The sequence below is a fragment of the Nonomuraea sp. 10N515B genome, from assembly GCF_052245915.1.
In the GTDB taxonomy this organism is placed as follows: domain Bacteria; phylum Actinomycetota; class Actinomycetes; order Streptosporangiales; family Streptosporangiaceae; genus Nonomuraea.
The window spans coordinates 32300-46753 of the sequence record NZ_JBQQBQ010000033.1 but is presented as its reverse complement, the minus strand read 5'-3'; the positions used below and the strand labels follow the sequence as shown (position 1 = coordinate 46753).

The 14454-nt window shown below is 70.7% G+C and carries 12 protein-coding genes and 1 tRNA gene; 11 read left to right on the top strand and 2 right to left on the bottom strand.

From position 1 onward, the window contains the following. Genes ACTWQA_RS36655 through ACTWQA_RS36610 form a run of 10 tightly spaced genes read left to right on the top strand, consistent with a single transcriptional unit; the run spans position 1 to position 10368 of the window. Entirely contained in the window at positions 1-888 is an 888-nt protein-coding gene (locus ACTWQA_RS36655) for a carbohydrate ABC transporter permease (protein ID WP_443163550.1), read from the top strand. Then, positions 885-1772 (top strand): carbohydrate ABC transporter permease, encoded by an 888-nt coding sequence (locus ACTWQA_RS36650; protein ID WP_443163549.1) that lies wholly within the window; start codon positions 885-887, stop codon positions 1770-1772. The genes ACTWQA_RS36655 and ACTWQA_RS36650 overlap by 4 nt, the downstream gene beginning before the upstream one ends. Before the next feature lie 11 nt (positions 1773-1783). Next, complete coding sequence (locus ACTWQA_RS36645) at positions 1784-2776, top strand: sugar phosphate isomerase/epimerase family protein (RefSeq protein WP_443163548.1); 993 nt, start codon at positions 1784-1786, stop codon at positions 2774-2776. Further along, positions 2773-3696, top strand: a complete 924-nt coding sequence (locus ACTWQA_RS36640; RefSeq protein ID WP_443163547.1) for a transketolase — start codon at positions 2773-2775, stop codon at positions 3694-3696. Before ACTWQA_RS36645 ends, ACTWQA_RS36640 begins: the two co-directional genes overlap by 4 nt. Beyond that, on the top strand, positions 3696-4652 hold the full coding sequence (locus ACTWQA_RS36635; protein WP_443163546.1) for a transketolase family protein: 957 nt from the start codon (positions 3696-3698) through the stop codon (positions 4650-4652). Before ACTWQA_RS36640 ends, ACTWQA_RS36635 begins: the two co-directional genes overlap by 1 nt. Continuing rightward, positions 4645-6099 (top strand): FGGY-family carbohydrate kinase, encoded by a 1455-nt coding sequence (locus ACTWQA_RS36630; RefSeq protein ID WP_443163545.1) that lies wholly within the window; start codon positions 4645-4647, stop codon positions 6097-6099. Before ACTWQA_RS36635 ends, ACTWQA_RS36630 begins: the two co-directional genes overlap by 8 nt. After that, a complete protein-coding gene (locus ACTWQA_RS36625) occupies positions 6096-6740 on the top strand; it encodes a DUF2291 family protein (RefSeq protein ID WP_443163544.1) in 645 nt (214 codons plus the stop codon). Before ACTWQA_RS36630 ends, ACTWQA_RS36625 begins: the two co-directional genes overlap by 4 nt. Next, positions 6737-8272, top strand: coding sequence for a sugar ABC transporter ATP-binding protein (locus ACTWQA_RS36620; RefSeq protein WP_443163543.1), 1536 nt, complete (start codon positions 6737-6739; stop codon positions 8270-8272). Before ACTWQA_RS36625 ends, ACTWQA_RS36620 begins: the two co-directional genes overlap by 4 nt. After that, a complete protein-coding gene (locus ACTWQA_RS36615; RefSeq protein WP_443163542.1) occupies positions 8269-9351 on the top strand; it encodes an ABC transporter permease in 1083 nt (360 codons plus the stop codon). The genes ACTWQA_RS36620 and ACTWQA_RS36615 overlap by 4 nt, the downstream gene beginning before the upstream one ends. 30 nt (positions 9352-9381) lie before the next feature. Continuing rightward, positions 9382-10368, top strand: coding sequence for a D-ribose ABC transporter substrate-binding protein (locus ACTWQA_RS36610; RefSeq protein ID WP_443163541.1), 987 nt, complete (start codon positions 9382-9384; stop codon positions 10366-10368). A gap of 128 nt (positions 10369-10496) precedes the next feature. Here the strand turns inward: ACTWQA_RS36610 and ACTWQA_RS36605 are convergent. Further along, positions 10497-10568: transfer RNA gene (locus ACTWQA_RS36605), tRNA-Arg, on the bottom strand. 116 nt (positions 10569-10684) lie between these two features. Between ACTWQA_RS36605 and ACTWQA_RS36600 the strand changes: the two genes are divergently transcribed. Beyond that, positions 10685-11071 (top strand): response regulator transcription factor, encoded by a 387-nt coding sequence (locus tag ACTWQA_RS36600; protein ID WP_305924602.1) that lies wholly within the window; start codon positions 10685-10687, stop codon positions 11069-11071. Positions 11072-11082: 11 nt separating this feature from the next. Here the strand turns inward: ACTWQA_RS36600 and ACTWQA_RS36595 are convergent, their stop codons facing one another. Beyond that, positions 11083-14355: an AfsR/SARP family transcriptional regulator gene (locus ACTWQA_RS36595; RefSeq protein WP_443163540.1), complete on the bottom strand. Its 3273-nt coding sequence runs from the start codon at positions 14353-14355 to the stop codon at positions 11083-11085. Positions 14356-14454: the final 99 nt, after the last annotated feature.

The window sequence follows — 14454 nt, the reverse complement described above, 5'->3', positions numbered from 1 at the left end:
ATGACTACCGTAACTCCCCAGAGAGGGAGATGGCGGTCCTGGCTGTTCGCCGTCCCCGCGCTTGGGATCTACCTGATCTTCCTCGTCTACCCGGCCGTGTCATCCCTGTGGTTCAGCTTCACCGACTGGGACGGCCTCAGCCCGTCCTACAACCTCGTCGGCCTGGACAACTACGCGCGCATGCTCGGCGATCCCGTGGTGCTGACGGCGGCCCGGAACAACCTCCTGTGGTCGGTGGTCACGATCGTCGTGCCGGTGACGCTCGGCCTGGCATTGGCGCTGCTGCTGAACGGCAAGGTGCGGGGCAAGCCCGTGCTGCGCCTGATCTTCTACGCGCCGGGTGTGCTGCCGCTGGTGTCGATCGCCTCGATCTGGGGGTGGCTCTACAACCCCGAGCACGGCGCCATTAACTCCTTCCTGCAGCTCATCGGCCTGGACGGCCTGGCCCAGCCCTGGCTCGGCCAGGACTCCACCGCGCTGTGGGCCGTGATGGTGCCGGCGGTGTGGCTGCGGACAGGCTTCCCGATGCTGCTCTACCTCGCCGCCCTGCAGGGCATCCCCGGACAGCTCTACGAAGCGGCGCGAGTCGACGGGGCGAGCCGCTGGGAACAGTTCCGGCACGTCACCATGCCGGGCCTGCGCTCGGCGCACTACATCGTGCTGGCGCTGTCCCTGATCGACTCGTTCAAGGTCTTCGACCTGGTCTACGCCATGACCTACGGCGGCCCCGGCACGGCCACCCAGGTCATGGGGACCTGGATGTACGCCAACGTCTTCCAGTACTACCAGACCGGATACGGCACGGCCATCGCCGTCATGATCACCGTGGTGGCGATCGCGGTCGGCATCCCGTACGTCCGGTCCCAGACCAGGGAGCGTACGGCATGACCTCGATCGCCTCCGCACCGACGACACGGACCGTCACCCCGGCGCAGCCACCGGCCGAGAAGAAGACCAAGGGCCGCCTCGCCCTGACCGTCGTGCTCGCCGCGGCGGCCGTCTTCTGGATCTCACCCCTGGCGCTGCTCGTCGTGACCGCGATCCGGCCGCTGGCGGACTTCGTCGGCAACGGCCCGCTGTCCTGGCCGTCGGAGTTCACGTGGGAGAACTTCGCCGACGCCTGGGACATCGGCAACTTCGCCACCACGTACGGCAACAGCGCCCTGCTGCTGCTCCTGAAAGTGCCGCTCGGCGTGCTGATCTCGGCGATGCTCGGATTCGCCCTGGCCAAGCTGCGGATGAAGTTCCGCCGGACCGTGATGTTCACCGTCTTCCTCGGGCTGACGATCCCGATCTACATCACGATCGTCCCGGTGTTCATCATGATGAAGACCGCCGGCGCGACCGACAGCGTCCTCGGCCTGATCGGCCCGTACCTCGCCTTCGGCATCCCGTTCGAGGTGCTGGTCCTGCAGTCGTTTTTCCGGCAGCTCCCGGACGAGATCGTCGAGGCGGCGCGCGTGGACGGGGCGGGGGACTGGCGGATCTTCTGGCGGATCGTGCTCCCGCTGTCCGCGCCAGCGCTGGTCACGGTGCTGATCCTGGACGCCGTGGCCACCTGGAACGAGTTCCTGTTCGCCCTGATCCTGCTGAACTCCGACGCGAACAAGACGCTGCCCGTCGGGCTGCTCAACTTCCAGGGCCAGTTCTCCAACAACAACACCGGCCTGGCCGCGGGGATCCTCATCGCGGTCGTGCCCATCCTCATCGCGTACACGCTGCTCCAGCGGTGGATCGTGGCCGGCCTGACGGCCGGCGCTACCAAGGGATAGGAGTGATCGACGTGCCGACCTTCGGCGCTGGAATCTGGCATTTCGCCACCTACAAGGACCGCTACGCCACCGACGGCTACGGGCCGCCGGTCGGCCTGCTAGAGCAGATCGACCGCGCGGGAGCCGTGGGCGAGCTGTCGGTGGTGGACCTGAACTGGCCGTTCGCCGGCTTCGACGGCACCTTGGACGACGTCAAGGCGGCACTGGCGAAGAACGATCTCAAGGCGATCGCGATCACGCCCGAGATCTACACGCGCGACTTCGTCAAGGGCTCGTTCACCAACCCCGATCCGGCGGTGCGCAAGCGGGCGATCGCGTTGATGCACGACGCCACCGAGGTGGCCCTGGAGCTGGGTTGCTCGTACGTCAAGCTGTGGCCGGGCCAGGACGGCTGGGACTACCCGTTCCAGGTGAACTACCACGACATCTGGCAGCTCGCGCTCGACGGCCTGACCGAGCTGTGCTCAGCGTACACCGAGATCAACTATGTGATCGAGTACAAGCCCCGCGAGCCCCGCGTGAAGATCATCTTCCCGAGCGTCGCGCGCACGCTGCTCGGCATCGAACGCATCGGCCTGCCCAACCTGGGCATCCTGCTCGACTTCGGCCACTCCCTGTACGGGCAGGAGACACCCGCCGACGCGGCGCAGCTCGCCATCGACTACGGGCGCCTGTTCGCCATCGACGTCAACGACAACATGCGCGGCTGGGACGACGACATGGTCGTCGGCTCGGTCCACTTGGTGGAAACCTTCGAGTTCTTCCACACCCTGCGCAAGAACAATTGGGACGGCGTGTGGCAGCTCGACCAGTTCCCCTTCCGCGAGGACAGCGTCCAGGCGGCCAAACAGGCCATCCGCTTCCTCAAGGCGGTGGACCGGGCGCTCGGCGTCCTGGACGACGAGGCGCTCGCCCAGGCGCAGGCCGCGCACGACGCGCTGGCCGCCCAGCGGCTCGTGCAGAACGCGCTGCTGACCTCGATGGCCGGGCTGGAGGACGCATGACCGATCTCGTCGAGGCTGTGCGGAGCCATGTCACCCTGCCGGTGTTCGGCAGGGTGGACCGGCACGCCGGCCGCGCGGAGCAGATCGCGCATCTCGCCGAGGCGGCCTGGCGGATCCGCATCCAGGACCTCAAGCTGGTCTACCACGCTGGAGCGGGGCACATCGGCGGCGACTTCTCGGCCATTGACATCCTGGCCACCCTGTACGGCGCGGTGCTGGACATCAGCCCCGACCGGGTCGCCGACCCGGAACGGGACCGGTTCATCCTCAGCAAGGGGCATGTCGCGGGCGCGCTCTACACGACCCTCGCCGCGTTCGGCTTCCTGCCCGTGGCCGAGCTCGCGACGTTCTTGCAGCCGCTGTCGGCGCTGAACGGCCACCCCAGCCGTACCAAGGTCGCGGGCGTCGAGGCCAATACCGGGCCACTGGGACATGGCCTGCCCGTCGCGGTCGGGCACGCGCTGTCGGCCAAGCTGGATGTGTCGCTGCGCCGCACGTACGTGCTGGTCGGCGACGGCGAGCTGCAGGAGGGCAGCAACTGGGAGGCGATGATGGCCGCCTCCCAGCATCAGCTCGACCGGCTCACCGTGATCGTCGACCGCAACCGCCTCCAGCAAGGGGCGACGGTCAAGGAGACCAACGACCTCGACCCCCTCGCGGACAAGGCGGCCGCCTTCGGCTTCGCCGTGGTCGAGGTCAACGGGCATGACCACGGTGAGCTGCTGGACGTGCTGTCGTCGGTGCCGTTCCGGCCCGGCAAGCCCACGTTCGTGATCGCTCACACGCACAAGGGACATCCGATCTCGTTCATGAGCAACAACGTCGCCTGGCACCACAAGGTGCCGGACGAGGCGGAGTACCACCAGGCGCTGACCGAGCTGGAGACGGCGCGCCACCCCCGATTCGGCAAGGAGCATTGATGCCGCGCACCTCGGTCGCCGACCTGCCCCGCTTCGACTGCCGGGACGCCTACGTGGCGACCCTGTCGGAGCTGGCGCACGAGGACCACCGGATCGTCGGCGTGGTCAACGACTCGGTCGGCTCCAGCAAGCTCAACAGCTTCCGCAAGGCCTTCCCCGACCGGCTGATCAACGTCGGCATCGCCGAGCAGGACATGGTCGGCGTGGCCGCGGGCCTGGCCAACGGCGGCCGCATCCCGTTCGTCTCGGCCGCCTCCTGCTTCCTCACCGCCCGCGCCTTGGAGCAGATCAAGGCCGACGTCGCCTACTCCAACCACAACGTCAAGCTGTGCGGGATGAGCCCCGGCGTCGCCTACGGCGAGCTCGGCCCCACCCACCACTCCATCGAGGACATCGCCTGGCTGCGGGCCATCGACAACCTGACCGTCATCGTCCCGGCCGACCCCGTCGAGACCAGCGCCGCGCTGCGCTGGGCCGCCGCCGTCGAAGGGCCGGTGTTCGTGCGGGTCAGCCGCATGAGCGTGCCCCAAGTCCACGCCGACGACTACACCTTCACCCCGGGCAGGGCCGTGACGCTGCGCGACGGCGGCGACGTGACCTTGATCGCCAACGGCACCGTGCTGTGGCGGGCGCTGGTCGCCGCCGAACGGCTGGAAGCCGAAGGCGTCTCGGCACGCGTGCTGTCGATGCCGACGGTCAAACCCCTGGACACAGAGGCGGTCGTGGCCGCTGCCCGGGAGACCGCCGGCATCGTGACGATCGAGGAGTCGACCATCGCCGGCGGCCTCGGAGGCGCCGTCGCCGAGACCGTCGTCCAGCACCACCCCACCCGGGTCGCCATCCTCGGCATCCCCGAGTTCGCCCCCACCGGATCGGCGGCCTTCCTGCTCGACCGCTACGGCATGTCGCCCGAAGGCATCGCCGAGGCCGCACGGAGTCTGCTGCGCCATGGCTGACCCGCTTATCCTGGCCATCGACCAGGGCACTAGCTCCACCAAGGCGCTCCTGGTCGACACGCGCGGCCAGGTCGTCTCCCGCGCGGTCGCGCCCCTGTCCGAGGCGCAGCCTCGCCCCGGCTGGGTGGAGCAGGACCCCGGCGAGCTGTGGCAGAGCGTCCAGCGGGCGGTCGCCGACTGCGTCACGCCCGCACACGCCGAACGCGTCGCGGGCGTCGGGATCAGCAACCAGCGCGAGTCCCTGGTGTTGTGGGAGCGCCGCACCGGCGAGCCCGTCGGGCCGCTGCTGAGCTGGCAGGATCAGCGCACCGCCGACCGCTGTCACGAGCTGGCCGGCTCCGCCGAGCTGGTCCGCTCGGTGAGCGGCCTGCCGCTGGATCCGATGTTCTCCGCGCTCAAGGCCCGCTGGCTGCTCGACACCTACGACCCCGGGCGCCGCCGGGCGGGCGAGCTGTGCCTGGGCACCGTCGACTCCTGGCTGCTCAGCCGCTTCGGCGGCGAGCACCTCGTCGAGGTCGGCAACGCCTCACGCACCCAGCTCCTCGACCTCGCCACCGGCGACTGGGACGCCCGGCTGCTGGAGCTGTTCGGCGTGCCGCGCGAGGTGCTGCCGAGGGTGGTGCCCTCGTGCGCCGCCTTCCCCGCCGCCCGCGGTCTGGCCCCGCTTCAGGACGGGGTGCCGGTCCTGGCGGTCATGGGCGACTCGCACGCCGCGATGTTCGCCCACGCCGGCTGGCGGCCCGGCGTCGTCAAGGCCACCTACGGCACCGGCTCGTCGGTGATGGCCATCGGTGAAGACGGCCAGGCGCAGGGCTTGTGCCGCAGCATCGCCTGGGACCTCGGCGACGGCCTCGCGCTGTGCGTCGAGGGCAACATCCGCGCCACCGGCCGCACGATCACCTGGCTGGCGGAGCTGTTCGGCGTCCCCGTCCAGACGCTGCTGAACGAGGCGGAGGCCGCCGACGGGGTGCATTTCGTCCCCGCCTTCGGCGGGCTCGGCGCCCCCTGGTGGGACCCCGACGCCACCCCCGTCATCACCGGCTTCTCGTTGGGCACCCGGCGCGCCCAGCTCGCCGCCGCCGCCCTGGAGGCCGTCGCCTTCCAGGTCGAGGACGTCCTGACAGCGATCGAGCAGGCCGTCGGACAGGTCCGCGTGCTCATGACGGACGGCGGGCTCACCCACAGCGACCGGCTGATGCGGCTCCAGGCCGATCTCAGCGGACGCGTCGTCGCCCGCTCCGGCGAGCACGACCTGTCCGCACTCGGCGTGGCCGACGCCGCCGGGCTGACGGCCAAGCTGTGGACTCTCGAAGAACTCGAACGACGGCCCAGGCCGGCCGACACCTACGAGCCCGGGCTCGGCGAGGCGGAGCGCCGCGCCAGGAGGCACGCCTGGCACGAGGCCGTCCGCAGATCCCGCCCCGCGCAGGAGAGGAGCGCCACGTGACCACGACCGCGCCGACGAGCCGCCGGCGTATCCCGGCCCGCTGGATCATCGCCGCGGCCGTCGCCGTGCTGGTCGTCCTCATGGCGGCCGACACCGAGTACCGGACGGTGGAGACCGCGGCGGCCGCGGCGCCGAAGAAGTTCGACCCCGCCACGTTCGGCGCGCAGAACTACCAGGCCAAGGTGGTGCCCGCCATCCAGGCCGCCGCCGTGGACCTGCCGGTCCTGCTCGAGGCGCTGACCGAGGACAAGGAGGCGGCCGGGCAGAAGTACGGCAAGCGCCAGGGCAGCGGCCCCTACACCTTCGCCGTCAAAGCGACGGGCACGGCCGGCGAGGCCAGGTCCGGGCTGCTGCCGGTCACCGTCAAGGGCCTGCCGGACGGCACCAGGGTGTCGCTGCAGATCGGCCCGGCCATCAACGGCACCGCGCTGCGCGACGCCGCCGGGTACATCACCTTCGGCCAGTTCACCAACCAGGTCGAGTACGCCGACGCGGCCACCGCCCTGAACAACGAGATGCGCGCCAAGCTGCTCAACGGCCTGGACGTGGCCGCGCTGGACGGCAAGGAGATCTCCTTCGTCGGAGCGTTCACGCTGCTCACCCCGCAGACCGTGACGATCACCCCGGTGGCGGTCACATGAGCGCGCCGGTGCTGTGGGCCTGCGAGGTCGCCAAGGTCTACGGCGGCACGCACGCGCTCAAGGGCGTGGACTTCGCCGTGGCGGCCGGCCGCGTCACCGCCCTGTTCGGGGAGAACGGCGCGGGCAAGTCCACGCTGATGAAGATCCTGGCCGGGATCGAGCAGCCCACCACCGGCCACGTCGAGCTGGACGGCCGGCCGCTGCGGCTGCAGTCCTCGCGGCACGCCGCCGACCTGGGCATCGCCATCATCCACCAGGAGCTGAGCCTGTGCCCGAACCTCAGCATCACCGACAACCTGTTCCTGGCCCGCGAGCTACGCACCCCCTACGGGGGCGTGGACCGCAGGGCGCAGCGGGCGGCGACGCGGGCGGTGCTGGACCGGCTGGAGGAGCACGTCGATCCCGACCTGCTGGTGGGTGACCTACGCCTGGGCCAGCAGCAGCTTGTGGAGATCGCCCGCGCCCTGCTGCAGAACGCCCGCGTGCTCATCATGGACGAGCCGACCTCCGCGCTGACCGCGCCCGAGGTCGAGGTGCTCTTCCGCGTGATCAGGGAGCTGACCGCCGCCGGCGTGGCCGTCGTCTACATCTCCCACCACCTCGACGAGGCGCTCGACATCGCCGACGACGTCGTGGTGCTGCGTGACGGCACGCTGGTGGCTACCGCGCGGGCCGCCGAGGTGGACATCCGCTGGATCGTCGAGCAGATGGTCGGCCACGACCAGGACGCCCTGTTCCCCGCGCACGACCCGGTGCTCGGCCAGGCGGCCCTGACCATCCGGAACCTCACCGTCGCCGACCCGGCCACCCCCGGCCGGCTGGCCGTCGACGGGCTGTCGCTCGACGTCCGCGAGGGCGAGATCGTCGGGGTCTACGGCTTGATGGGCTCCGGCCGTACCGAGCTGCTGGAGACGCTGGCGGGCCGGCTGCGGCCCGCCTCCGGCGAGGTCCTGCTGGCCGGGGCGCTGCTCGGCGACAGCGGCATCCGCGAGCGCATCGCCCGCGGCATGGTGCTGGTGCCCGAAGACCGCCAGCGCGACGGGCTCGTCCAGACCATGTCCGTCGGGCAGAACCTGTCCCTGGCGGCGCTCGGCACGTACGTGCGCGGCCTGTTCGTCTCCGAGCCACGCGAGCGCGCCGCCGTCGCCCAGACGATCACGGACGTCACCGTCAAGACCAGCGGCGCCCAGGCGGCCATCGGCTCGCTCAGCGGCGGCAACCAGCAGAAGGTCATCATCGGCAAGGCGCTGCTGACGGGCCCGCGCGTCCTGCTGCTGGACGAGCCGTCCCGCGGCGTCGACGTGGGCGCCAAGGCCGACATCTTCGAGTTGATGGCGGCCCAGGCCCGGCGCGGCCTGGCCGTCCTGTTCACCACGTCCGACGCCGAAGAGGCCCTGCACATCCCCGACCGGCTGCTCGTGCTCGCCCGCGGCGCCCTCGTCGGCGAGTTTCGGCGCGGCGAGCTCACCCGGGAGGAACTCATGCGCGTATCCGACGGCGGCCAGGTAACAGACGAGGATCGCCTCTCATGACGACCACAGCGACCACCGCGCCCCCGGAGCAGGCCGCCGCCCGCGCCCGCCACCTGTCGGTGCTGAACATCGCCTTCGAGCTGCGTGCCTTCATCGCACTGGCAGTGCTCATCGTGATCTTCGGCTTGCTGTCCGACTCGTTCCTCACCGTGCCGAACCTGATCACGATGACCAAGCACGTGGCGATCAACGCCGTAATCGCGCTGGGCATGCTGCTGGTGATCCTCAAGGGCGGCATCGACCTGTCGGTCGGCTCCATCGTCGGACTGTCCGGCGTGGTCGCCGGCGAGCTGCTGGGAGGCCTGCACGTGGGGGGCGTGATCGCCTACCCGCCGGTGTGGGTGGTCATCGTGCTGTGCGTGGCCGTCGGCATGGCGGTCGGCGCGGTCAACGGCGTGCTGATCACCCGCTTCAACGTGGCGCCGTTCATCGCCACACTCGGCATGCTCTACGTGGCGCGCGGCGCGGCCATGCTCATCTCCGACGGCGCCACCTACCCCAACCTGGCCGGCAACCCTGCCCTCGGCAACACCGGCTTCGGCCTGCTGGGCAGCGGCCGGCCCCTCGGCCTGCCCACCTCCATCTGGATCATGATCGCGCTGGCGGTGGCGGTCACGCTGCTGCTGGCCAAGTCCCCCTTCGGCCGCTGGCTCTACGCCACCGGCGGCAACGAGCGGGCCGCCGACCTGTCCGGCGTGCCGATCCGGCGGGTCAAGACCATCGTGTACGTGATCTCCGGCGCGTGCGCGGCCGTGGCCGGCCTCATCATCGCCTCCGAGCTGACCTCGGCCGCCCCGCAGGCCGGGGAGACGTACGAACTCAACGCGATCGCCGCCGTCGTGATCGGCGGAGCCGCGCTCAGCGGCGGCCGGGGCACCGTGCGCGGCACCCTGGTCGGCGCCTTCGTCATCGGCTTCCTCGCCGACGGCCTGGTGATCCTGGGCGTGTCGACGTTCTGGCAGATCCTCATCAAGGGCGCGGTCATCATCCTGGCCGTCATGCTCGACCAGGGCCAGCAGCGATTCAAACGCCGGGGAGCCGCCGCCGCGGCGGTCGCGGCGACCAAGCACCACGACTAGACAGCACCACCCCCCACAAGGAGAACCACCATGCGCCGTGTCCTGACCATGGCCCTGTCCCTGACCCTCGGCTGTGCCGCCCTGACCGCCTGCGGAGGCGGTGGCGAGCAGCCTGCCACCAGCGCGCCCGCGAGCAGCGGCACCGGCGCGGCCGGCGGGCTGATCGCCATCATCACCCCCTCGCACGACAACCCCTTCTTCAAGGCCGAGGCCGACGCGGCGAAGGCCCAGGCCGAGAAGCTCGGCTACCAGACGTCCGTGGCCTCCCACGACGACGACCCCAACAAGCAGAGCGAGCTGATCGACGCCGCCATCTCCCGCCAGGCCAAGGCGATCATCCTGGACAACGCCGGCGCCGACGCCTCCATCGGCCCGGTCCGCAAGGCCACCGACAGCGGCGTTCCCGTCTTGCTGATCGACCGGGAGATCAACGCCACCGGCATCGCCAAGGCCCAGATCGTCTCCAACAACTCCCAGGGCGCCCAGCTCGTCGCGCAGTCGTTCGTCGAGGCGATGAAGAGCAAGGGCAACTACGTCGAGCTGGTCGGCAAGGAGTCCGACACCAACGCCAGCGTGCGCTCCAAGGGCTTCGCCGACGTCATCTCCCAGTACCCCGACATGAAGCAGGTCGCCAAGGAGAGCGCCAACTGGGACCAGCAGGAGGCGTTCACCAAGATGGAGACCATCATCCAGAAGAACCGCGACATCCAGGGCGTCATCGCCGGCAACGACACCATGGCCCTGGGCGCGGTGGCGGCGCTGAAGGCCGCGAACCTGCTGGACAAGGTCACGGTGGTCGGCTTCGACGGCAGCCCCGACGCGATCGCCGCCGTCAAGGCGGGCGAGATGCACGCCACCGCGCTGCAGCCCGCCGCGCTCGGCGCCACCAGCGCCGTGGACCAGGCCGACCAGTTCATCAAGACCGGCAAGACCGGCAAGGAGGAGAAGCAGTCGATCGACTGCGAGCTGGTCACCGCTGACAACGCCGACGAGTTCGGCGTCTTCGCCAGGAAATAGGAGACACAGGAACTGATCGCCGCTAGCGAGCGTCAACGAGAACGGGCGGGACTCCGTGAGACTGGAGACCCGCCCATTCGTACGATGTTCGCCCTGGTCAGCGGCCGAAACCATTGATCAAGATCGTGTGCCCCGTGTAGGATTCGAACCTACGCACCCGGCTCCGGAGGCCGGTGCTCTATCCCCTGAGCTAACGGGGCTCAACGAGTGATAAGGCTACCAGCATCTAGCTACCACTCTGCACCGGATAACGCTCGTCGAACACATCCCGTGAAAACCGCACGTGACGGGTCCGCTACCGGTTAACTTTGCGCCCGTGAGCGAGGTTCTTGGCAAAGTGCTGGTCGTGGACGATGACGAGGTCATCCGTCAGCTCATCGCAGTCAACCTGAATCTGGAGGGGTTCGAGGTGGCCACCGCCACGGATGGGCAGGATTGCCTTGATCGCGTGCGGGACGTCATGCCCGACGTCATCACGCTGGATGTGATGATGCCGTACCTGGATGGGTGGGCTACGGCGGAGAAGTTGCGTACGGACGAGGACACCAGCCACATCAAGGTCGTGTTGATCACGGCGCGGGCGCAGGATGACGACAAGCGCCGGGGGCGGGGTATCGGGGTTGACGCCTATCTGACGAAACCCTTTGATCCGGCGGAGTTGATTGAAGTTGTGCGGGATCTCGCGGCGAACGCTCAAGGGTGAAGGGTGCTACCTCAGCCGGCCGGGTCGGCTGTGGTCACGGCCGTCTTTGCGTCCAGCTCCCAGCCTTTCGCGTACGCTGCGGCGAACTCTTCCCTGCCCAGCGAGGCCTGACCACGGCGGGTGAGCTCGCGGACCTGCGGATCGGTGTGGTCGTGCGCGCCCCGCAGCCGGGCGGCGGCCCCGAGCAGCACGGCCGACTCGTGCTGGCGCCCGCGCGTTTCGGCGAGCGCGGCCGCGTTCACCGTCACCAGCGACAGGATCGGCAGTTCCCGGGTTGCCAGTGCGGCCGCGTACGCCTCCCGCAGCGCCTTGTCGGTGCCGGGCAGGTCGCCCAGCGCCAGGCAAAGCGCGGCCCGTGCGCTGCCGACCAGCGTCCGGGCGTGGTCGGCGGGGAACGCGGTGTCGCCGGATAGACCCCGTTCGGCGTCGTCGAGCAGGTCGGCCGCCCTGCCCAGGTCGCCGAGCCGCACCCGGATGTCGGCCTCCCGCGCGTCGACCAGGACCAGCAGCTCTGCCGAGGACGCGTGCAGCGCACGCTCCCGGGCGGAGTCGATCATCGCCATCGCCCGGTCGGTGTCGCCGCGCCGCATGTGCACGTCGATCCAGCGCAGGTCGCTGTAGAGCTGGTCGCCGAGGCTGAGCGAGCCGAACTCACCGGCCAGCGCGCGGGCCTCGAGCAGGTCGGCCAGCGCGCCGTCGAGGTCGTCGTATCGCCGCAGCCGGGCGCGCCTCGGAAGCGTGGCGGCTTCGCCCCAACGGTCGCCGACCTGCCGGAAGCAGGCCAGAGCCGCCTCCACGTGGACACGCATCCGGTCGAGCGCGCCCGCGTTCTCGGCGATCTCGGCCTGGAACATGTGGGCCAGCCCGGACAGCCACACGTCGTCGCCGTCGGCGAGGCGCTGGAAGATCGCGAACGCGGCCTCCTCCTCCAGCAGGAAGAGCAGGACCGGGCCGAACACGCGGTAGTGGCTCGGCAGCTCCGGATGCGCGAGCAGCCGGTCGGCCAGCTCGCGCATCTCCGCCCGGTCGTCCGCGGCTTCCCCGGCGCTGATCCCCGACAGGATGTCCGCCCGGTTGAGCAAGTAGACGGCTCGGGCGCAGTCGCGCTCGGGCGTCGGCCCGCCGCCGGGCACCGCCAGGGCCTCGCCCAGCCAGTACGCGGCGTCGGAGTGGCGGCCGGAGATCTGCCAGTACCAGGTCAGGGTCAGGGCGAGGGTGGTCGCGCCGGGGGAGTCGTGGGTGGCGCACAGGTGGCGCAGGGCGGCGAGGGTGTTGTCGTACTCGGCGCTGATGACCTTCATGGCTGTCAGCTGGCCGGGCCCGCGTAGTTGAGGGTCGTGGCGGGCCATCAGCTCGGTGAAGTGGGCGGCGGCCAGGTCGCGGGCCGTGCGGAGGTCGCCGGTGTCGGTCAGGCGGTCGGCGCCGTACTCGCGGATGGTTTCGAGCATGCGGTAGCGGCCGGTGCCGGGCGCGAGCTGCAGCAGTGACCGGTCGACGAGGGTGGCGAGCAGTTCGGGGATTGCGGCGGTGGGCACGGTGGTGCCGGCGCAGACGGCGGTGGCTGAGGCGGGTGTGACGCCGCCGGGCAGAATGGAGATCCGTTCCGCGACGATGCGTTCGTGCTCGCTCAGCAGCTCCCAGCTCCAGGCGATGACCGCGCGCAGGGTGCGGTGCCGGGGTGGTGCGGTCCGGCTGCCGGTGGACAGCAGCCGGAACCGGTCGGAGAGCCCGTCGGCCAGGTCGGGCAGGGACAGCGTCCGCAGCCGGGCGGCGGCCAGCTCGAGGGCCAGCGGCAGGCCGTCCAGGCCGTGTACCACGCGCACTATGTCGGGCAGTGTGGTCTCGTCGACGTCGAAACCCGGTCGCACGGCGGTGGCCCGCTCGGTGAACAGGCGCACCGAGGCCGCCGTGCGGGCCTGCTCGACGCTGTCGTCCGGGTCAGGCAGCGCGAGCGGGGCCAGCGGCACGAGCGCCTCGCCGTCGACCGCGAGGGGTTCGCGGCTGGTGGCGAGCACGCCCAGCCCGGGGCTACGGGGCAGCAGCGCCGCGACCAGGTGGGCCACGGCGTCGATCAGGTGCTCGCAGTTGTCGACCAGCAGCAGGCTCTCCCGGCCGCCGAGCTCGCCGACGAGGACGTCCAGCTCGTCACCCTCGACTCGCTTGCGGGCGTCGAGCATCGCGCCGCCGCGCAGCCCGATCCCGGCGAGCACGGCCGTGGCGATCTTCGCTGGTTCGGTGACGGGAGCGAGGTCGATGAGCCAGACGCCGTCGCGGTATTCGTGGCGGTGGCGGCGAGCGGCCTCCAGCGCGAGCCGAGTCTTCCCGGAGCCGCCGGGGCCGAGGACGGTGACCAGGCGCCTGGTGGTGAGCAGGGTGCCGATGCGGCTGAGGTCGTCGTCGCGGCCGATGAAGGTGGTCAGCGGCGCAGGTAGGTTGGTCGGCCGGATCTGGCCGGGGTCGGTGGACGCCTGCATCGCCGCCTGCCACCTGGCATTCCGCCCGGTTACAGCCGCAGCGCTCTGGTCGGGGCGCAGCAGGCGCTGGTGGCGTTCCCGCAGGGCGGTGCCCGGGTCGGCGCCGAGGACATCGGCCAGGGTCTGCCGGACCCGCTCGTAGACGGCCAGCGCCTCGGCCTGACGCCCCTGAGCGGCGAGCGCGTCCATCAGCAGCGCGGCCGCCCGCTCGTGGACCGGCTGCTCGGCCAGCAACCCGGTCAGCCGGGCGGCGGCCACCTCTGCCCGTCCCAGCGACAACTCGGCGTCGGCGAGGTCGGCGACCGCCTCGATCGACACATGTACCAACCGTGTCGCGACCGTGGGCGCGACCGCGGCGATGACCGCGGGTTCGGCGCCAGGATCATCGCCCCACAACGCCACGGCCTCGGCAAGCGCGGCGACCGCGGCCTCAGGGTCACCTGCCCGCAGCCTCTCCCGACCGGCAGCGGTGAGCCGCTCAAAGCGCGGCGCGTCCACGTCGGCCGCGTCCACCGCCAGCCGGTAGCCCCCCGCGACCTGCACGACCACGCCACCGGCCGCGCCGGTCGGGGTGAGGGCGCGGCGCAGCCGGGAGACGAGGGCCTGCAGGGCGTGGGCAGGGCCGGACGGCGGCTCCTCGGCCCAGATCGCATCGACCAGCACGCCCGGCTCGACCGCGCGGCCACCGGCGAGCGCAAGCCGTACGAGCAGGCCCTGTAACCGCGCACCCGCAACGGGCAGGACGGCGTCACCGCGGGACACCTGAAACGCGCCGAGCAGCCTGACGCGAAGCCGTCCATCCCCGTCCATTCCCCGATTTTCGCGCGCTCACCCGCAAGGCCCCAAATCGGGCGGCCGTGTCAGCGCCGCGTGTGTCCCGTGTGTGCCCCGTGTGAGCGACCCGCCTCA

Bases quoted from the DNA above. Each gene is read 5' to 3' on its own strand.
- ACTWQA_RS36630 (WP_443163545.1), top strand. From the start codon at position 4,645: ATGGCTGACCCGCTTATCCTGGCCATCGACCAGGGCACTAGCTCCACC.
- ACTWQA_RS36615 (WP_443163542.1), top strand. From the start codon at position 8,269: ATGACGACCACAGCGACCACCGCGCCCCCGGAGCAGGCCGCCGCCCGC.
- ACTWQA_RS36635 (WP_443163546.1), top strand. From the start codon at position 3,696: ATGCCGCGCACCTCGGTCGCCGACCTGCCCCGCTTCGACTGCCGGGAC.
- ACTWQA_RS36595 (WP_443163540.1), bottom strand. From the start codon at position 14,355: ATGGACGGGGATGGACGGCTTCGCGTCAGGCTGCTCGGCGCGTTTCAG.
- ACTWQA_RS36650 (WP_443163549.1), top strand. From the start codon at position 885: ATGACCTCGATCGCCTCCGCACCGACGACACGGACCGTCACCCCGGCG.
- ACTWQA_RS36640 (WP_443163547.1), top strand. From the start codon at position 2,773: ATGACCGATCTCGTCGAGGCTGTGCGGAGCCATGTCACCCTGCCGGTG.
- ACTWQA_RS36620 (WP_443163543.1), top strand. From the start codon at position 6,737: ATGAGCGCGCCGGTGCTGTGGGCCTGCGAGGTCGCCAAGGTCTACGGC.
- ACTWQA_RS36655 (WP_443163550.1), top strand. From the start codon at position 1: ATGACTACCGTAACTCCCCAGAGAGGGAGATGGCGGTCCTGGCTGTTC.
- ACTWQA_RS36610 (WP_443163541.1), top strand. From the start codon at position 9,382: ATGCGCCGTGTCCTGACCATGGCCCTGTCCCTGACCCTCGGCTGTGCC.